General features: G+C 37.6%; 20 protein-coding genes, 1 tRNA gene and 1 riboswitch. Of the genes, 13 read left to right on the forward strand and 8 right to left on the reverse strand.

From position 1 onward, the window contains the following. Nucleotides 1-270: 270 nt before the first annotated feature. Entirely contained in the window at nt 271-993 is a 723-nt protein-coding gene (locus tag H6F39_RS18290; RefSeq protein ID WP_137908724.1) for a response regulator transcription factor, read from the forward strand. Between the two features lie 18 nt (nt 994-1,011). On the opposite strand, the gene H6F39_RS18295 is transcribed toward H6F39_RS18290, so the two are convergent. Both H6F39_RS18295 and H6F39_RS18300 read right to left on the reverse strand, forming a co-directional pair. After that, nucleotides 1,012-2,343 carry a lipid-A-disaccharide synthase-related protein gene (locus tag H6F39_RS18295; RefSeq protein ID WP_137908725.1) on the reverse strand — a complete coding sequence of 444 codons (1,332 nt, stop codon included), beginning with the start codon at nt 2,341-2,343 and terminating at the stop codon, nt 1,012-1,014. 41 nt (nt 2,344-2,384) lie between these two features. Beyond that, nucleotides 2,385-3,218 (reverse strand): carbohydrate ABC transporter permease, encoded by an 834-nt coding sequence (locus H6F39_RS18300; protein WP_370539408.1) that lies wholly within the window; start codon nt 3,216-3,218, stop codon nt 2,385-2,387. Nucleotides 3,219-3,440: 222 nt separating this feature from the next. Here H6F39_RS18300 and H6F39_RS18305 point away from each other — a divergent pair, with 222 nt between their 5' ends. Then, entirely contained in the window at nt 3,441-4,277 is an 837-nt protein-coding gene (locus H6F39_RS18305; RefSeq protein WP_190397181.1) for a D-alanyl-D-alanine carboxypeptidase family protein, read from the forward strand. A 56-nt stretch (nt 4,278-4,333) separates the two neighbouring features. Then, entirely contained in the window at nt 4,334-4,906 is a 573-nt protein-coding gene (locus H6F39_RS18310) for a TIGR04376 family protein (RefSeq protein ID WP_028082250.1), read from the forward strand. A gap of 102 nt (nt 4,907-5,008) precedes the next feature. Here the strand turns inward: H6F39_RS18310 and H6F39_RS18315 are convergent, their stop codons facing one another. The 3 genes from H6F39_RS18315 to H6F39_RS18325 form a co-directional block, all read right to left on the reverse strand. Further along, nucleotides 5,009-6,457 carry a collagen-like protein gene (locus tag H6F39_RS18315; RefSeq protein WP_190397182.1) on the reverse strand — a complete coding sequence of 483 codons (1,449 nt, stop codon included), beginning with the start codon at nt 6,455-6,457 and terminating at the stop codon, nt 5,009-5,011. A 159-nt stretch (nt 6,458-6,616) separates the two neighbouring features. After that, on the reverse strand, nt 6,617-7,693 hold the full coding sequence (acsF, locus tag H6F39_RS18320) for a magnesium-protoporphyrin IX monomethyl ester (oxidative) cyclase (protein ID WP_190372245.1): 1,077 nt from the start codon (nt 7,691-7,693) through the stop codon (nt 6,617-6,619). Between the two features lie 368 nt (nt 7,694-8,061). After that, nucleotides 8,062-8,481 (reverse strand): GxxExxY protein, encoded by a 420-nt coding sequence (locus H6F39_RS18325; RefSeq protein ID WP_190397184.1) that lies wholly within the window; start codon nt 8,479-8,481, stop codon nt 8,062-8,064. A 422-nt stretch (nt 8,482-8,903) separates the two neighbouring features. Here H6F39_RS18325 and H6F39_RS18330 point away from each other — a divergent pair, with 422 nt between their 5' ends. Together H6F39_RS18330 and thiC are read left to right on the forward strand one after the other, a co-directional pair. Then, a complete protein-coding gene (locus H6F39_RS18330) occupies nt 8,904-9,377 on the forward strand; it encodes a DUF2726 domain-containing protein (RefSeq protein WP_137908731.1) in 474 nt (157 codons plus the stop codon). Between the two features lie 91 nt (nt 9,378-9,468). Continuing rightward, nucleotides 9,469-9,565, forward strand: a riboswitch (TPP riboswitch). A gap of 7 nt (nt 9,566-9,572) precedes the next feature. Further along, on the forward strand, nt 9,573-10,946 hold the full coding sequence (thiC, locus tag H6F39_RS18335) for a phosphomethylpyrimidine synthase (RefSeq protein ID WP_137908732.1): 1,374 nt from the start codon (nt 9,573-9,575) through the stop codon (nt 10,944-10,946). Nucleotides 10,947-11,234: 288 nt separating this feature from the next. On the opposite strand, the gene H6F39_RS18340 is transcribed toward thiC, so the two are convergent. Together H6F39_RS18340 and H6F39_RS18345 are read right to left on the reverse strand one after the other, a co-directional pair. Continuing rightward, entirely contained in the window at nt 11,235-11,582 is a 348-nt protein-coding gene (locus H6F39_RS18340; protein WP_027402861.1) for a type II toxin-antitoxin system PemK/MazF family toxin, read from the reverse strand. Continuing rightward, nucleotides 11,572-11,802, reverse strand: a complete 231-nt coding sequence (locus tag H6F39_RS18345) for a hypothetical protein (RefSeq protein WP_137908734.1) — start codon at nt 11,800-11,802, stop codon at nt 11,572-11,574. The genes H6F39_RS18340 and H6F39_RS18345 overlap by 11 nt, the downstream gene beginning before the upstream one ends. 126 nt (nt 11,803-11,928) lie before the next feature. Here H6F39_RS18345 and H6F39_RS18350 point away from each other — a divergent pair, with 126 nt between their 5' ends. After that, nucleotides 11,929-12,846: a hypothetical protein gene (locus H6F39_RS18350; protein WP_190397183.1), complete on the forward strand. Its 918-nt coding sequence runs from the start codon at nt 11,929-11,931 to the stop codon at nt 12,844-12,846. 166 nt (nt 12,847-13,012) lie between these two features. On the opposite strand, the gene H6F39_RS18355 is transcribed toward H6F39_RS18350, so the two are convergent. Beyond that, on the reverse strand, nt 13,013-14,260 hold the full coding sequence (locus H6F39_RS18355; protein WP_137908736.1) for an OFA family MFS transporter: 1,248 nt from the start codon (nt 14,258-14,260) through the stop codon (nt 13,013-13,015). Between the two features lie 10 nt (nt 14,261-14,270). On the opposite strand from H6F39_RS18355, the gene H6F39_RS21025 reads away from it, so the two are divergent. The 7 genes from H6F39_RS21025 to H6F39_RS18385 all read left to right on the forward strand — a co-directional run bounded on the left by H6F39_RS21025 (nt 14,271) and on the right by H6F39_RS18385 (nt 19,132). Further along, nucleotides 14,271-14,402, forward strand: coding sequence for a hypothetical protein (locus H6F39_RS21025; RefSeq protein WP_255501597.1), 132 nt, complete (start codon nt 14,271-14,273; stop codon nt 14,400-14,402). Nucleotides 14,403-14,557: 155 nt separating this feature from the next. After that, the gene (locus H6F39_RS18360; protein WP_236097155.1) at nt 14,558-15,475 is read left to right on the forward strand and encodes a site-specific DNA-methyltransferase; all 918 of its coding nucleotides are present in this window, start codon (nt 14,558-14,560) and stop codon (nt 15,473-15,475) included. Continuing rightward, nucleotides 15,472-16,434 (forward strand): hypothetical protein, encoded by a 963-nt coding sequence (locus tag H6F39_RS18365; protein ID WP_190372242.1) that lies wholly within the window; start codon nt 15,472-15,474, stop codon nt 16,432-16,434. The genes H6F39_RS18360 and H6F39_RS18365 overlap by 4 nt, the downstream gene beginning before the upstream one ends. Nucleotides 16,435-16,878: 444 nt before the next feature. Further along, nucleotides 16,879-17,022: a hypothetical protein gene (locus tag H6F39_RS20855; protein ID WP_242028671.1), complete on the forward strand. Its 144-nt coding sequence runs from the start codon at nt 16,879-16,881 to the stop codon at nt 17,020-17,022. Nucleotides 17,023-17,176: 154 nt separating this feature from the next. Continuing rightward, complete coding sequence (locus H6F39_RS18375) at nt 17,177-17,920, forward strand: M50 family metallopeptidase (RefSeq protein ID WP_137908739.1); 744 nt, start codon at nt 17,177-17,179, stop codon at nt 17,918-17,920. Nucleotides 17,921-17,936: 16 nt separating this feature from the next. Then, nucleotides 17,937-19,025, forward strand: coding sequence for a tocopherol cyclase family protein (locus tag H6F39_RS18380; RefSeq protein WP_137908740.1), 1,089 nt, complete (start codon nt 17,937-17,939; stop codon nt 19,023-19,025). Nucleotides 19,026-19,058: 33 nt separating this feature from the next. Then, nucleotides 19,059-19,132 (forward strand) — tRNA-Arg (locus tag H6F39_RS18385). Nucleotides 19,133-19,727 lie beyond the last annotated feature (595 nt).

The following is a 19,727-nucleotide window of genomic DNA, read 5'->3' on the forward strand; positions in this document are numbered from 1 at the left end:
GGACATTAGAATCCCTCAATGAAGCGATGACGATTGCAGTTAATTATCTTACAGAAGATGATGCTTTCAACTGGTTCAACCACTGTGGCTTATTTACCTGAAAACTGCTGTAAATGAAATTTTGATCTGAGAAATAGTTTTGATTAGTGTTTCTGTGCAAAAATAGTTACTTAGTAAAAAGGTTCAAAATCTCAGGAAACAAGCTTTTTACCTTCCACCTCCTGTCTCCTGGTGCTACAGGGAAGCAATCCGATTATCATGGGTGTAACAATGAATGAAATTAGTATTCTATTAATTGAAGATCATGATTTAACCCGTATGGGACTCAGAACTGAATTGCAGTCACATAGCGGCTTTAAAGTGATTGGTGAGGCGGCTAATGCGACTGTTGGATTAAAACTTTTAGAAACGATGAAACCAGATGTGGCAGTGATAGATATTGGTTTACCTGATATGGACGGAATTGAACTGACACGCAAATTTAGACGTTATCAGGCTGAAACAGGACAATCACAGACAAAAGTTCTGATCTTGACCATGGATAATACAGAAGATGCTGTCTTGGCCGCTTTCGCAGCAGGAGCAGATTCTTATTATATGAAGGAAACAAGTATTAATAAATTTACGGAAGCGGTACAAGTCACTTTCCGTGGTAACTCTTGGATTGACCCGGCGATCGCTAATGTGGTATTGAGAAAAGTACGTCAGGGTAGCTCTGCTGACAATCAATCATCCGATAAGCCGAAAACTGTAAAAATCGAGGCTTTAGAAACAGAATATGAACAAGTTTTAGAAACCTACCCCCTCACCCAACGGGAACTGGAAATTTTAGAATTGATTGTGGGTGGTTGCAGTAATGGACAAATTGCAGAAAAACTATATATTACCGTAGGAACGGTAAAAACTCATGTTCGCAATATTTTAAACAAACTCTGTGCTGATGATCGTACCCAAGCAGCAGTTCGGGCTTTGCGTTCTGGCTTAGTAGCTTAATCACTCAGTAGTCAGTAGTCAATTACCCATTATCAATCTTTCCTGTAAACATTCTGCAATTCTTTGTGCAGCACCCGCAAGTCCCATACGCTGTAACCCGTTTTTAGCAATGTCATGCAAAAGATCAGGATTTTTCAGTAGAGACTGAATGGCTGGTAACACCTGTGATGGTTGATTGACTAAGGTTAGGGATATTCCTAACAGCCGACTTTGGGCTTCTGCAAAAGCGGCGTTATATTGGGGACCACCACCAGGAATAGCAATCGCCGGTTTTCCTAAACCAATGAATTGTTCCGTTGCAGTCCCCGCCATAGCTATGGCCAAATCACCCAAATGTAAACACTCATTATAGGCTGCTTGTGTCAAAATCAAATAAGCATTTTTTTGTTTAAAAGTCAAGCTGTCCGGGTCAGGAATTTGTAAAGGAGATTGATCACAAAGTCGCCAACCTTGAATATGTAAACTTTGAGATAAAATACCACAATCTAAACCAGGAGCGATCGCCCCCAAAAAAATCATTGTCCCAGCGCCACAGAATAAAGAATCTGGTTGTTGTAAACTAGCAACCAAGGCAGATACAGAAACCATGATCATTTCCCAATTATTATAAGCCTCCGGGGCGCGAGAACCGGGCAATAGAGTGACAATCAAAGGACGAATTTGTTCTTTGTGTTCAGCATTACCACGATCAAACCCCCGGCTGCTAAAATTGGTCTCTAACCCATCCATCATCGGATTTCCTGCATCTACAGCCGGAATTGACCACTTTTTTAAGATCTTCGTCGTCAGAGAATCTCTAGGAAACACAGCCTGACAACGGCTGCGACTCATTAACCACCTTTCCCAAGGATGGTAAATTGAACCAGAAAAATTTTCCCACTTTGCGGATTTTGATTTTCTTGGTAATAAACCCGCTTCATCGCGCACATAATATTCTGATTTAGCCGTCCCCACAAAAGCGTAATTAGCACCACTTATAGCTGCGAATAACAGGGGGACAATATCCCCCACAGCTAGAATAGCATTTTGATTCCCTAAGCTTGTTTGTAGCCTCACCCAACGGCGTACAGATTTGATTTGATTCCAGGTTAACTGGATCAAACCACCGCTGACATCACGCATTAGCTCTTTGCTATCCATATAAACAAAACCACCAGAAGGCATATTCTGTACCTTACCAATTATGGGAACGTTTATTTTTTGATAAGCGCGTCCTTCACCCACTATTGGTAAAACAAAAATATCCGGTGGGGAAGATAATGTTTGTAAAGCCTGGATAATCCGTACAGCAATGATATCTTCTCCATGACCATTGCTTAAAACTAATAATTGTAAACGAGAATTGGCCATTGACTTGAAAAACACCCTCTAATATTAATTTAGAATATTAATTAACCCTTAACACCACTAGCAGTATCCGTAGGGACAATGTATTTTTGCAAGAACAGAAATAATACTAACACTGGAGTAATTGAAATTACTGAACCAGCGGCCACCAAACGCCAATCTAAAGAAAAAGTCCCCGCTAACTTAGCAACTCCCAGAGGTAAAGTGTATAAACTTTCATCCTGAATCACAATTAAAGGCCATAAAAAGTCACTCCAAGCGCCAATAAAGACAAAAATAGCCAGAGTAATTAGCGCTGGACGGATAGCGGGTAGCATTACATACCACCATAATCCTAACTCAGAAGTACCATCTAAACGAGCAGCTTCTTCAATTTCCTTTGGTACAGTTATCAGGGCTTGACGTAGTAAAAATATACCAAAGGCAGAGGCTAAACTAGGAAAAATTACCCCTAGATAACTATTTCTCAAACCTAATTGCACTGTCAGAATATATAAAGGAATCATGACGATTTGGAAGGGAATCATAATTGTGGCCACAATAGCAATGAAAATTCCGTTTCTGCCCACAAATGATAGTCTAGCTAAGGGATAAGCTGCTAAGGAACAAAACAACAAATTTAAACCGACTGTTAATACTGATACTAGGATACTATTATATAAATAAGTAACAAAAGGTAGAGATTGCCAGACTTGAGAGAAGTTTTCTAAGGTAGGTTGACTAGGTAATAATTCTGGTGGTGATTGCCAAATATTTTCCGTTGGTGACTTCAGTGATGTGCTAATTAGCCATAACATGGGAAAGAGCATGACTAAAGCGATCGCTCCTAGTATGGCATAAATAACTAAAGTTTGCAGTCGGGAGTCTTTTAAATTCATCATTTTACTGAGATGTATTAAGTATCAATTTTGTTTATTATAATTGATGAACTAAAAAATAGACTTAATTCCATAATTAATAATTATACACAAGAATTTGATCTAAAGTTACAAAAAATAAAAAACAAGATTCCCGACTGGTTAAAAGATCCGGTACTTCTTTAATAATTCCAGGATCTAAGATATGATGAAATCGAAATTTTCAAAAAAAGTAATATTTTCATGAAAATAATTCTGAAAATAGCAGCATTTGTTACTATAATTATTTTTGTCAGTGTTGCCTTAGTCTTTGCTCACAAAATTTCCCAAAGTCAGTTAACATCAAATCCTGAAATTGTCAAAGAATGCGTAAGTAAATTTAATGGAAGTTGTGAGCAGCAAAAAATAGCTGTAAATGTCCCATTTATTCCTGATCAGAAATTGGATGATCAACAGCGGTTTTTAACAACAATTGCCAATAAAATTCCCAGAGTTCCTGAGATTGATACATTTGAATATACCTTACTACGTTCCTATGGAACAGTATTTATTAATCAACAATCAGGAATTAAATTACCAGAAAAAGTCATTTTAGATAATGAAATAGAAACCCAATCTTTTCAGGATCAAATCAGTATAGATCTAGTAAATGGCACAGAAGAATGTTATTTACAAAAACGAGCAGCAGCAGCTTTAAATAAAGCCAGAGATTTAGAAAATATTTCTCTAAAATCTGGTTATGCTGGGGATTGTTTGCGTAATTTTGCCACTAATTTAAGATTTTGGAATAAATACGCAAATAGAGAAACATTAACCCAAGTAAAAGCTGGAAAAGAGACAAAAATTCTTGGTTTAGTTGCACCTCCGGGGACATCACAACATTTGTGGGGATTAGCAATTGATTTACAAATATTAACACCGGCTCAAAAACAGATTTTAAATGAAAATGGCTGGTTTCAAACAGTAGTTAATGATCTTCCCCATTGGACATATTTAGGTTGGAGAGAGGAGGACTTACCGAAATTCGGATTACAACAAAAAATCATCCAAGGAATTAAATATTGGACTACACCAATTTAACTAATTTGTAATTTGCTGATAAAATAGATATATATTTGAGAATTGGAGCTTTAACAATGAGTTTATTTGATGATTTAAGTCGCTTTTTAGAAAGTCGTCTAGAAGAATTTTTGCGGAATAACCCTCATTTAGAATTAGAAGCACTGTTAGAACAACTACGGGAACAGGAAGAAGACACATTAAAGTTAATTTCTGAGTTACAATTGCAAGAGAAGCGATCGCAAGATGAAATTCTTTCCACAGCCCAAGAAATTCAAAAATGGCATATCCGTATTCAAAAAGCCCAAGCTGCGGGTAGACAAGATTTAATCACTCCAGCCCAACAGCGAGAAGCTGCATTATTGCGGGAAGGAAATCAAATGTGGGGACATATGCAAGGCTTAAAAGAACGCATTACCCAATCCCAAGAACTACTTGGGAAAATTCAAAAACGTCGCCAAGAGGTACAAAATAAAGCAGCAGAAATGCAAACAGCCAGAACCAAAGCACAAAGCCAGCAAAAATTAGAAAACTATGGTTGGAATACTGCTAGTAATTCTCAAAGTAATTTTGATGAATTAGAAGATAAATTTCGTCGTTGGGAAACCGAAGATGAATTAGAAAAACTCAAACGCAAAATGGGGAAATAAATAATTATTAACAAAAAGACCACAGATTTAGATCTCGAACTTCTTATATAAGACTGGGATCTAACTCAATACTCAGTAGATTTTTGTTTTTCTCCTAGTTTATTATTCTTCTATTAACTTGCGAATTTTACCAGTTTGCCGTTTACGAATTACCCCTTGCCAACGAATTTTTTGCTGTGTAGAACGTCCGGCTAAAGAACGAATTGCAACAACTTCAATATTAACATTGATACCTGGATTTAAAGCGAGGCTGGGGATGTTTAACTTACCCAAAGCTAGATTAAAATTGTTATAGCTGCGGCTGACCAATTCTGGCGGAATTTCCCCAGCATATACAGTTTCAGGATTAACATAATCATCAACATGATCATGGAACTGATATTTGATGATAAATTTAGTATTGATCACATCAGAGTGACCAGCTAAATCAACTATTCTTAAAACAAGATTTTGTTTTGAATTAGCAAGTTCAGCCACAGCCAATCTAGTCACATCTTTTTGAAGAATAGCACGATTGATATTGTACTCCGTCAAACTTCCTGTAGTTTTGCTATTACCATCAATCCAGAGATATTCAGGAAAAGAAATATCTATTTCTTTGCTATCATTTAGAGTTAGTTTTACCGATGGATTAGCAAAGTTGGTAATCGGCTGTTTCTCTTGCCAAACTAATTTAAAACTTCCCTCTAATCGCTGTTCAAACTCCCGATATTCATCAGCAAGTATAGAACCAGTCGCCAGTAAAGATTTTGCCCCTTGACGAATTTGCCATTTATTTTTAGAAAGGCTAAATTGTTGATTGACTAATTGAGAAATTGCTATTTCCGCAGTTGGTTGATCATCTACTAAAGCTGCTTTCCTATTAACTATACTTAAAATTCCCAATCGCCCTGGTTTGCCATCACGTCCATTTACACCAGAGCTACCATAACGCCCATCATAACAATTATAAACTTTTTGAGTACATTGACGATTAGGAGTACCAGGATTTCCTACACAGACTTCTCTCACCCAACTTCGTTGACTACAAGAACAACCCAACGTACCCTGTCCACCCCGGCCACCCCGGCCACCTTTACCACCAACAGCCCTAAGGGCAATTTTTTTTAAATCCGCCAAATTGCTATAATAGACCGTGAGATCACCACCATGACCACCATTGCCACCATTGCCACCATGACCACCATTACCACCACTGGGTGCATAAACATCATTATTCCCTCCTTGTGATCCATATTGTCCACAGCTAGGTTGAGAACCAAAACCACCATTTTCTCCATCTTGGCCATCTTTACCAGATAAGTCAAGATTTAAGGGTGAACCATCAGCATATATTGTTTGACTTGTACTGCTTGAACCATCTTCACCATTTCGACCACTTCGACCATTTCGACCAACATTGACAATATTAAGTAATATATCAAACAATCCAGCTATTTTTGATTCTTTAACATTCCTTGGACAGACAACCGCAGCAGGAATCGGTGATATGTTAGTAAATAAACAAAACGTCAGCAAAAATGGCAATTGATATCTGAAATTTTTGTGCATAATCATAATAATTTCTTACCTTTGCATCTTTGCTCCTTAGCGTCTACCCTGCGGGATCTCTAAAAGAGATTGCGCGAAACAAAATTAATAAGATAATCAAAAATAAAAAATGTGGCTCTGTTAAAAACAAAACCACATTTATAGGAAATCAATCTCAAATTAACGAGCTTGACCGTGAGCCGAAGCCGCATCAATAGGCTTCATCAGATATAATTGTAATAACTGCCAACCATGGGACACATAAATTGGAAGTTTTTGGAAGAATTGCAGGAATTTAGGAGTATTAGAGTTAGAAATTGCCGCCAATTTTTCGTTATTTTTGACGCAAACATCTAAACGTTCATAAAATGCTGGGTTATCAACATCCAACATCACAGGGAAGACCCTACCGGCGGTTTCATTGGTCTTCTTAATTACATGAATATCATACTCTCGCGCATCTAAGCCCAAAGAAGCATAAAAATCCTTGCGTTGGATATCATTGAGATACATAGTTGCAAATACTGACAACAGGAAAAAGCGACTCCATAGTTTTGCTCTCCAATCATTCAACATTTGCGGCTGCGCTCTCATGATCGCATCAAAGAAATCCCCATGACGGTTTTCATCTTGACACCAGTTTTCAAAGAAACGGAAAATTGGATAGATCCGATCTTCAGGATGGGATTCTAAATGACGATAAATGGTGATATAACGCCAATAACCGATCTTTTCAGAAAGATAGGTAGCATAGAAGATAAATTTGGGCTTAAAGAACGTATAACTGCGGCTCTTAGTCAAAAACCCCAAATCTAGAGAAAGATTAAAGTCCGACATAGCTTTGTTCAAAAACCCAGCGTGACGGGCTTCATCCCGTGACATCAAGTTAAAGCACTCAGCCAAAAGAGGGCTTTTATCCTTTAAGCGACGGCCGAGTTCCTTATATAACAGGAATCCAGAAAACTCCGCTGTACAAGAACGTTCCAGAAACTCAATGAACAGTTGACGAGTTTCACCGTCAATGTGATCCCATGATTGTTCAAACTGAGCATCTCTAACAAAGTGATGACGATTGTAGTCAACGCGAAATTCTGCCAAAATAGCTTGTAATTCGTCTTCATTGACAGAAATATCCATCCGCGCCATTTCATCGAAATCAGTCGTGTAAAATCTTGGTGTTAAAAGGGTTTCCTTCGCAGGGGATTTAACTCCGGGACGGATTTCGTCAAAGCTTGGTTTTTTGAGAGAGTCTACCATGTTTTGATTTGCTCTTTTATCTTTCTTTTCTTGATTACACCAGAAAGCTGATTCTTATGCTCTCACAAGGTGCAGACGACAACAATTATGATTTTGTATGAGATTCAGTGTAGCAATATCTAGCCCAAAAATGGGTGGATAAATGATTAAGAGTTGCAAAAATCCACAAAAAACGGTTTATATGATATTTGGGTTGCAAAGGAGTTGTGGGGGAATTAACGAACCGCTCCAGGCACAGAGGACACGGAGGGAAGAGTTAGAGAGAGAAGGCTATGCGTTTAAAAACGGTTTATATGTTGTTTGGGTTGCAAAGGAGTTGTGGGGGAATTAACGAACCACTCCAGGCACAGAGGACACGGAGGGAAGAGTTAGAGGATTATGCGTTTGATGCCGTCTTTGAGGAGGGGAACGTTAAAGTTGATGAGGAGTCCTAAAGTGCGCTTGGTTATTTTGAGGTAGGAGAGAAGTTGAGCTTCGTGAATGGGGGCTAGGGTTTGCACAGCTTTTAATTCTACAACTAAACAGTCTGCAACTAAAAAATCTAATCTACCTCTACCTACATCATGTCCTTTATATGTCAAGCTTATTGACTTTTCAACCTCATGATGTATACCCCGAATCATAAATTCAACAACCAGTGCCTCCTTATACACTTCCTCCAAAAACCCAGGACCCAAAACCCGGTGTACCTCAATAGCAGCCCCAATAACCTCTCCCGTAAGCGCATTCATATCCTCTCCCAAACCTCTTACCTCTGTGTCCTCTGTGCCTCTGTGGTTCGTTTTTATCATATAATCCTTGCTTGTTTTCAGGATACTGGTATTCTCGTAACACATTTCATATTTTTTTACAAAAGTCAATAGTTTAATCCATAGATTTTTCCTGCGAAGTCATGATTGTGGCACGATTTAATTTTATTGTGGCACGATTTAATTTTATGGATTTATTTCAATCCCTTATTCATGCTTGCTTTCAGGCGTTGGTGATTTTTACATGGTTTTTATAAAAACAACGAAATTACGTGGTTTTTTATTGATTTCTGTCCCTGGCACGATTTAATTTAATATTGCCTTCAATTAATTATTTTGCTATTTTTTAGTTGTTGATATTAAAAGGAATTTAGAACGAATATTATTTGATGCTTATTTATTCCTCCAAAATACCAAACTCCCGCTAACCATTTTGCAAAAATATTAATGGAGAAAAACTAATGTCTGTAAAACCCAAACGACTGGTTAATCCTTACGAAGAAAGAATGCTAGAGTTTCTGCAAACCTGCATAGATGAAAATTATAAAATTCATACACAGGTAAGCTTATGCTCATTTTGTGAATTAGGTAGCAGCCTTGATATTAAACTCAGAAACTTCTTCTTTAGTTCCAGTGTAGACGCTCTGATCACAAACAAAGACTATAAACCTTGTTTAGTTGTGGAATTTCAATCTACATATCATGATTCTCATGACGCGAGAGAGCGTGATTATAAAAAATTACATTTACTAACCTTAGCAGGAGTTCCCCTAATTTATTCAAGAATTAAAGACTTTGGTTTATTATATCTTTACTCGCAAAATGAAGAAGTAATATTTAATTTATTCACAGGCGAAAAAAGAGAAAATGCCAAAGCCTTAATTAAAAACTATTGCGAACCATCTAATTTTGCTAATGTCCTAGCTATAGCATAGCCCGCCTGGGGTTTCAACCCTAGCTGGTTTGTGTAACCAACTTATGATTTATCATCACCCTCCCCCAAAGATCACGAAAATGCTACAATCTACATCATGCTAGGGGTGCTTGGGAAACTAAGCTGAGATCAAACCCTTAACACCTGAGTCTGGATAATACCAGCGGAGGGAAGCTGTTTATTGAGGAATTTGGATATGCGTACAGAATGGGTAGCTAAGAGACGTGGACAAGACAACGTATCGCAAATGCACTACGCTCGTCAGGGTGTAATCACTGAAGAAATGCAATACGTGGCCAAGCGGGAAAATCTGCCGGCTGAACTTATCCGCGCTGAAGTAGCACGGGGGCGGATGATTATCCCTGCAAATATTAATCACACAAATTTAGAACCGATGGCTATTGGTATCGCTTCTAAGTGTAAAGTTAATGCTAATATCGGTGCTTCTCCCAATTCTTCCAATTTGCAGGAAGAGGTTGATAAACTTAATTTGGCGGTAAAATATGGCGCTGATACGGTGATGGATTTGTCCACAGGTGGTGGTAATTTAGACGAAATTCGTACCGCAATTATCCAGGCTTCACCTGTTCCCATTGGGACTGTTCCAGTTTACCAAGCTTTAGAAAGTGTTCACGGAACAATTGAAAATCTGACTGCTGATGACTTTCTCCACATTATTGAAAAACACGCCCAGCAAGGGGTAGATTATCAAACTATCCACGCGGGGATTTTAATTGAACATTTACCTTTAGTGAGAAACCGAATTACTGGTATTGTTTCTCGCGGTGGCGGAATTTTGGCGCGGTGGATGTTACATCACCATAAACAGAACCCGCTCTATACCCATTTTAACGACATCATTGAGATTTTTAAGAAATATGATGTTTCTTTCAGTTTAGGCGACTCCCTGCGCCCAGGATGTACCCATGATGCCTCCGATGAAGCCCAGTTGGCGGAACTGAAAACCTTGGGAAATCTCACCCGTAAAGCTTGGGAACATGATGTGCAGGTGATGGTAGAAGGTCCGGGTCACGTTCCTATGGATCAAATTGAGTTCAATGTCCGCAAACAAATGGAAGAGTGTTCGGAAGCACCTTTCTATGTTCTTGGTCCTTTGGTTACAGATATTGCTCCTGGTTATGACCATATTACCTCAGCTATTGGGGCAGCTATGGCGGGCTGGTATGGGACGGCGATGTTGTGTTATGTGACACCTAAAGAACATTTAGGTTTACCTGATGCGGAAGATGTACGTAATGGCTTAATTGCGTATAAAATTGCGGCTCATGCGGCGGATATTGGGAGACATCGGCCAGGTGCTAGAGACAGGGATGATGAACTTTCTAAAGCTCGCTATAATTTCGACTGGAATCGTCAATTTGAGTTGTCTTTAGACCCGGAAAGAGCGAAGGAATATCACGACGAAACTTTACCGGCAGATATCTATAAAACTGCTGAGTTTTGTTCCATGTGTGGACCTAAATTCTGTCCAATGCAGACTAAGGTTGATGCTGATGCTTTGACTGAATTGGAGAAGTTTTTGGCGAAAGAACCTGTAGCGCAAGGTTAAGATAATTGTCGTTACATATCGTTACTAGGTTAAACCTGGTAACGATATTGGAGAAATTAAAAAATAATTTAACTAACTGAAAGGCAATTTTTATGACTGTATTAATAATACTCCTTACTTGTCAACTATTGTAGGAATTGGCTTTGGATTCTATCGTTTGTTCGATAATTATTTACCGACTATCACTAATTTCCACAATCATTTCTCCTTGCTGTAATTGTTCCAAAGCATCAGGTAGAGTAATTATCAGAAGTTGACGCAAATTGCGATTTTAGACAAAACACCAAGTTAAATTTCTAATGTATGTCTGAGTGCTGCATCTACTAAAGACATTTCTGACCAAAAACCAATAACTTTATCAATTTCTGTATCTAAAACAGTTGCTAGATTATCTGTCATAATCACAGAATCAGTAATTAATCCCGTTTGTTTTCCTTCTGGTGTTGCTATATTCACAAATACTCTGCTAGGGTGTCCAGCACGGGAAACATTACTAGTAATCATAGCTATAATAGTTTGGGATAAACCAGTACCAATATTGTTAGATTGAACAACTAAAGCAGGACGACGTTTAGCAGTTTTTAAGTTTGAGTCTGGGAACAAAACCAGCACTACTGAACCACGATTATAAGGCATCGTAAACTTCCATTTCTGGTTGATCCCAATCTTGTGCAAAACATTGTAATCTAGCTCTTAATTTTGCTGCTTGTTCTTCATTAATTCCGCGAGATGACAAATCTACAGAAGTATTTGCATCGAGAAAAGTTACAATTACTCGCGCTGTATTTATGCCTGTTGGCGTTTCGTTTAGCTCAATTTTCCCGTCTTTGTAAATGCCTTCGATTGACTGTAACATTATTTTAATTTTTGGGGTAAACTACTTTTAAAAGTATGCTTTTGGTAGTAACATAATTATTATATAATATTTTTGATGTTTAGTGTGATTTTTGTACAAAACAAATGTGATTTTTAATAAAATAAAATGACTCGACAATCCCATGATCAATTCGCCAAAGAATATCTAGAGGAATTATTAACACCTTTAGGAACAATTAAAAAAAGCGAAAAGGTTAAAAGTGAAATTCAAGAAATTGATGTTTGGTTTGAACCCTTTTCTGATCAAAATCAGGAAAATCTACCTTTAGGTTTATTAGGGAAGATGGCTAAAACTCAATGTTTATTTGAGCCTTTTCGCAATCCACCATCGGAAATAGAAATTCGCAGTTGTTTACTTAAATTATATGCCGTTCATGGTGATGTAGTTAGGAAAGCAAAACGCGAAAACAGAAATATTGCTGAATCACAATTACCGATTTTATGGATTTTAACACCAACTTTTTCAGATCGGATGATTGCGGGTTTAGGTGCAAATGAAATTGTAGAAGATTGGGTTAAAGGTGTTTATTTTCTTCCAAATATCTTGAAAACAGCAATAGTTGTGATTCATCAATTACCAGAAAATGAGGATACATTATGGTTGAGAGTTTTGGGGAAAGGAGGAACACAAAAAAGAGCCGTAGAGGAGTTAACTGAATTACCAGAAAATAACCCTTTTCGAGAAAATTTGTTAGAAATTTTAGCGGACTGGCGCAAGAATTTAGAATTGAGAGATAATTTAAGTAGAGAAGAGGAGGAAGTAATTATGAACTTATCACCGGCTTATTTACAACAAATAGAAGATTGGAAGCAAGAAGGAAAGCAAGAAGGTAAGCTAGAAGCAGAACTTTATTTGATAACTTCTCTGTTAGAAGGGCGTTTTGGTAGTTTAGATGCTGAGTTATCTGGTGTGGTGGAAAAGATTGCTAATATTCCTATTTCTGAACGTACTCAGTTACTTCTTGCTTTGGGTAATTTATCCCGTGAGGAGTTGTTGCAAAGATTGAGTAGTGAGGAAGTTTGAGGAGATTTACGAAACAACAAGACCCCCGATTTCTTGAAGAAGTCGGGGATCTAAAATCTAATTATGGGTTATTTGTAATAAACTGATATAGGGAGTTAAAGTGGGTACTTTCCCAATATAAATTGTGGAAAACACAAGCCAAGAGGGGATGTCGAAAACGAACAAATTATGTTACTAAATCGGCATTGGTATAGGTGCGTTTCAGCGTGAATACAGCCAAGATAATTCCCACAATTGCTAATCCCGCAGTTGGATAAAAGAAATTAGTGTAACTACCGAAAATGTCTCTAATTTTGCCAGCTAATAAAGTTCCACCCAAAGCCCCCATACCGTAAGCAGTGAAGACAATACCGTAATTTTTGGCGTAGTCTTGGGGTTGAAATATGATTAAAGTGGAAGTAGGAGCGATCGCTAACCAACCCCCCAAAGCCAAGTAAAATAGCGAAAAAGCGACTATATAAGTGAGTACACTTCCCTTTCCAGCACTCAGCATCATAATCGAGGCAATCAAAATGAAAACAAAGGAAACAATTGCCGCTAATTTTGGCGTAAATTTGTCCGTGAACCACCCAAAAAATAACCGCCCTGCACCATTAAAGACAGCGAACAGTGAGACTGTATTTGCGGCTGTTGCTGCATCCAATTTAATAATTTCCTGTGCTAGAGGACTAGAAATACCAATAGCTGCCAGTCCGGCAAAAGAACCAATGGTATAACAAGACCATAAGCCATAAAAACTGGAAGTCTGAAGAATTGATCCTGAAGTTGTAGTATGGGAATTTGCTTGAATAGCTACAGGTGGAGTCCACCCCTCTGGTTGCCAACCTTGGGGAGGAGTTGTGAGGATAGTAGAAATAGCGGTAATAATAGCTGCAAAAGCAATACCTAAAATTACAAAAGTTTGCCGAACTCCAAAAGCATCTATCAGAAACTTTGCCAAAGGTGCAGTAATTAAAGGTGACAAACCAAACCCAATCACAGTAGCACCAACAGCCAAACCTTTTTTATCGGGAAACCACTTAGCTACCACAGCCAACGGTACACCGTAAGCGATACCCACACCCATACCAGCAATTACACCATAGGTAATAGTTAGTGTGGGAATATTGCCACCCAAACTAGAGAGAATATAACCTAATGCCGTAATTAATCCACCAACACCTGTAATCAGACGAGTATCAAAACGATTGATATAAAAGCCAGTGATTGGCATTAAAATTGCGAAGACAACCAACAGCACAGTAAATGGCAACAGGCTATCAGTTGCACCTACATTGAGAAGTTTTTCTAAAGGTTTTCTAAAAATACTCCAAGAATAAACTGTACCCAAGCACAGCAGGATAGTTATACTTAGAGGTATCAGTAGCCATCGCCCTTTCTCAGCAGGCATACCAAACAATTGTACTTTTTCCATTTGTTGTTATGTGAATAAGGGAAATGATTTTTTTCCAGTATCTCACTTTTTGGCTCAATTAACACCAACTCAGTTACTTCTTTCTTTGGGTAATTTATCCCGTGAAGAGTTGTTACAAAGATTGAGTGGTGAGGAAAGTTAGTATAGTATAATATTTTTTGGCAGTTTGACGGAATTTCCCAAACTGCTGATGCGTTGAGTAATTTTTAACACTGTTTATTAAACTTGTGAGGATAGATGAGATTGAGCAGTTCTAATAATGCATTAAACGTAATACAACAGTCTCTAAATCTTGGAGTGGTAGAAGCACAAAGTAGTGAACAAAAATTACTACCATTACCATTAACAAAAGGATTCCAACTACAATATACCCATCCTCACGGACAAATTTATCAAGGTAATTCCCTAGATTGGCTGGCATCTCTTGATTCAGAAAGCGTTGATCTAGTGTTTGCTGACCCACCTTATAATATTAAAAAAGCTGAATGGGATAATTTTGAGAACCAAGAAAAATATATCGCCTGGTCAATTCAATGGATTAGCCAAGCTTCGCGTATTCTCAAATCTAATGGATCTCTTTACGTTTGTGGTTTTTCTGAAATATTAGCTGATTTAAAATATTCAGTATCCAAATATTTCAAAAATTGTCGTTGGTTAATTTGGCACTATAAAAACAAGGCTAATTTAGGTAGTGATTGGGGACGATCGCATGAAAGTATTATTCATTTTCGTAAATCAGATCAAGTGAAAATTAATATTGACGATGTGCGAATTCCTTATGGCGCACATACATTAAAGTATCCTTCCCATCCCCAAGCAGAAACCAGTGCTTATGGAAAAGGTAAAACTAAAAAAAATAATAACTGGACACCTAACCCAAAAGGTGCAAAACCTAAAGACGTAATAGAAATTCCTACTACTTGTAACGGGATGGGTGAAACAACACCTCATCCAACTCAAAAGCCAGAAGAATTATTAAGAAAATTTATCCTTGCATCATCTCAGGAAGGAGATTTGATTATTGATCCATTTTCAGGATCCGGAACAACTATTGTAGTTGCAGAACAACTTAACCGTCGTTGGATGGGATGTGATCTCAATATTGAGTATAATAATTGGGCAATTCAAAGATTAGAAAATGTCCATCGCATGACAAAGGAAGAATGGATAGCCTTTGATCGCAAAAATTCAGAACGCAGGGAGTCTATTCGATGAGGTTAGAAGATTTAGTAAATCACGCAGTGGACAAAGAAAATTTTCAGACTATTCAAAACTACATTTCCTTTTGTAGAAGCTATCTAGAATTTATAGCCAATGGCTTACAAGCTAGAATAGTTTCACAAAATGAAAATCATTACCAATTTTATCAATATACAAATGATGGTCATTACAATATAACTCGTCCAATTAATACTAACTTAATGTATGATGCTGGAATATTTGAAATTGCTTATAATCAGTTTTTGCAAGTTCTTGAGCAGTTGAGAGATAGACAGTTACCAGAGGAATCGTTACGGCAGGTTTTAATCTGTACAATCTATACCCTGCAGCAGACTATTGGTGCTACACTAGATGCTTTACCTTCTGGAAAGTCTAACCAAGCCCGTAAAGTTAATGGGGATCTTTTTGAGCGTCTAATTCGTCTGCTGATTGCATATCTCAATATAGATTGTGTTTCTGGAACAATACAAGTGCCTATTAGAGACGATAACGGAGTAATTTTGTTTAATACAACCTATCAACATGACTTATTGATTAGTCAAGACAATGAACTCAAGATTATTGGTTCAGTTAAAACTTCGAGTAAAGACCGTATTGATAAAATTTTTGTAGATAAGTTTTTATATAACAAGCTAACTAGCACTGATTTACCTCACATTGCAGTTTTCTTAAATGATGTACAAAGAAAGAAGACAAAGCACCAAAATCGCTATGGGATTAATGCAACATTTTTACCAGGACACTTTAAAGCCTACACTATTAAACTAAATCCACTGGACGGTGTATATTACTGCGATATTCGCCCAAACATGATGAGGGATACACTACTTTCTCAACATATTCAAACTATTGATAATTTCTTTTATCGTGATATTTGGAATTTGCTAAGTAGTCATGGACAGTCTTTAGAAGAAGTTGAAATAGAGGAATGTGAAAATAGGGAAAGCGAATAATATTTATTTTTTTGGCATTTGAGTTTAAGTAATAAAATACAATATTTTAAACATTAATTGTCGTTGTTTTTTAATTATTTTGCTCCCCAATAAAAAAGCAAACGTCGTAATTTTAGCATTGAAAATTTGGGATTTAGCGATCATGATATTTGGATACCAGCAACAGTGATTCAACACAATCTCACTCTCGTTTCTGCTGATAGCGATTTTAGACGTATTCATCAACTACAGCCTTTTTTCTGGGAATCATGGGTGTAGATTCACTCTATTTTAAAAATAGCTTGAAGAAAATGAGCGATCGCTTTACTGAAAGTATCGCTATGAGATAAAATATAATCAAGTATTATTAAAATAACCTCTATGTCCCTACAAGAACTGAAAAAGCAAGCCTTTCAAATACCAAAGAGCGATCGCTTATAACCGGTCCGTGCAATCATTGAATCATTGCAAAATCAACCCAGTCAAAAATCAGAACGGACTAGCATTATTAAACAAATGAAAGGTTTATTAAAAACCAATCAACCAGCACCAACCGATGAACAGGTAAAAGCAATGCTAGAAGAACATCGAGTGGAGAAGTATTTTTAATGAAAATTCTCATGATAGTAATATTATTTTACATTACTTATTAGATTGAGAACCATTTTTGCCAGAGGCATTTTCCTACTTTTTCTGGAAGTGAATTAAGATATATTCAAGAATACTCAGCTAATTCGTGTAATTACTTGCAGGATAGTCGATAATGAGAGAACCCAGTAAAAATTTCAACCCTCTATTTACTCCCACAGAAGTAGAAAAAATGGGGTTAACTTGGTTAGTTGCAGCGGGTATAGTCACAGCATTTTTGTGGCAAATACCTATGGGTAATTATATTTTATACCCATTTTCTATTTTAGCAACTTGGTTTCATGAAATGGGTCACGGTTTAATGGCCTTGATTTTAGGGGGACAGTTTCAAAAATTAGAGATATTTGGCAACGGTTCTGGTGTAGCTCATTATACCCTAAGTAATAGATGGGGATATCTTGGTATCGGATTGGTCGCTGCTGCTGGTCCAATGGGTCCACCTCTCGCTGGTGCAGGTCTAATTCTCGCTTCTGGTAGTTTGAAAACCACTTCTTTGAGTTTAAAAATTTTAGGCGGGTTTTTACTCCTGTCTACATTAATTTGGGTGCGTTCTTGGTTTGGTTTTGTCGCAATTCCCTTATTAGGTTTTATGATCTTAGGAATCGCCTTAAAAACACCTCTTTGGGTACAAGGGTTTGCGATTCAGTTTCTAGGTGTGCAAGCTTGTGTAAGTACCTATCATCAACTTGATTATTTATTCAGTTATACCGCAGGACCATTAGGATTATCAGATACCGGACAAATGCAGCAGTATTTGTTTTTACCTTATTGGTTTTGGGGGCTATTAATGGCGATCGCTTCTTTAATGATCTTAATCCAAAGTCTCCGCCTTGTCCATACTCAAAAATCAGCAAAATAACAGCATCTATTCAGTTATGACCACAAACCTCCTCAATTGCACCCAAACCCCCCACAGCGGCTATCATTGGGATGGTAGTAATCGCCGCTTTTTTGAAGGCTGGTATTACCGGGTCACAATACCCGAAATTAGGCAAACTATCGCCTTCATGTACTCCATCGAAGACCCCAGGGGTAATCAGCCCTACAGTGGCGGTGCAGCCCAAATTCTGGGCATAAATGATGAGTACCTCTGTCGCACTTTTCCCGATGTGAATAAATTTTGGGCGAGTCGGGATGTATTAGGATTAGGACATTGGGGAAAAACTAACTTACAAGTTTCCCCGCTATATCTCATTCCCAGTGAATTTACACAGCATATTTCCGAAGGCTATCAAGCCACAGCTACCTTAAATCAAGGCATAATTACCGATCCTGCCACTGGTAATTATTGCCAATGGGAGTATACAATTACACCTATATATGGTTGGGGAAATCAAAATAGTTTTCAGCAATCAACAGCGGGTTGGTTATCATTTTCGCAGATATTTGAACCTGGATGGCAAATTTTAATGGCTCATGGTTTAGCTAGTGGTTGGATAGACTGGCATGGTAAAATATATGAATTTACAAATGCGCCAGCATACGCAGAAAAGAACTGGGGTGGTGCTTTTCCCCAAAAATGGTTTTGGCTAAATTGCAATTCTTTCATTAATCAACCCGATTTAGCTTTAACTGCTGGTGGGGGCAAACGTGGTGTATTATGGTGGATGGAATCAGTTGCTATGATTGGTATTCACTACCAAGGTAAATTTTATGAATTTGTCCCCTGGAATTCAGAGGTAAAATGGCAAATTCAGCCCTGGGGTAGATGGCAAATGCAAGCCAAAAACCTAAATTATGAGGTTACACTGACCGGAACTACCCAGTTACCAGGTACTCCCCTCCGCGCTCCGACAACCAATGGTTTAATTTTCTGTTGTCGAGATACCATGCAGGGAGAGCTAAACTTAGAATTGCGAGAAGTTAATGGCAGCAAATCTCAGGTTATCCTGAATGCAAGTAGTAATCTGTGCGGTTTAGAAATTGGTGGCGATGATTGGGATAACTATTGGCAGTCTCAATGAAAATACTGCTATGATATTATTTGTCTTATCCTTGGGGTTGTAGCTCAGTTGGATAGAGCGAGCGCCTCCTAAGCGCTAGGCCGTGCGTTCGATCCGCACCAATCCCATATTAATATACAATAATATTTTAGATAAGGCTTAATCCTTTCGTGTTAAAGCCAGTTTGTTAAGGCTAAATTATAACTGCTATACTATAGGTTCTGCCATCTGTAGCAAGATAGTTCTTCCTTATCCAGATAATTATAACAGATTTAAAATCAAATGTCAACCCATTTCTACTTCTAAAAACGGAAAAACATAAAAATATTTTTTGATTTGATGTCTTTAGTTGAATGAGTCTCTGCCATCTGTAGCAAGATAGTTCTTCCTTATCCAGATAATTATAACAGATTTAAAATCAAATGTCAACCCCTTTTTACTTCTAAAAACGGAAAAACATAAAAATATTTTTTGATTTGATGTCTTTAGTTGAATGAGTTTCTGTTTTTATGGGAGTTTAGGGAAATTAACGTGAATAATACAGAAAGATTAAGTTTTAAGGAAACCAAAATCTTTTAATAAAGGTTGACTAAAGTTAAAGTTGATACTTTGACCGAAAATAATGGGATACAAGCCCCGTCCACTTCGACAAGCTCAGTGCATCGCTTCTAGGACGGCTTTTCTTGATTTTTAATATACTCTTTTAATATCTCTAGTGGCGCA

It is taken from the genome of Dolichospermum sp. FACHB-1250 (genome assembly GCF_014696335.1).
Lineage (GTDB): Bacteria > Cyanobacteriota > Cyanobacteriia > Cyanobacteriales > Nostocaceae > Dolichospermum > Dolichospermum planctonicum.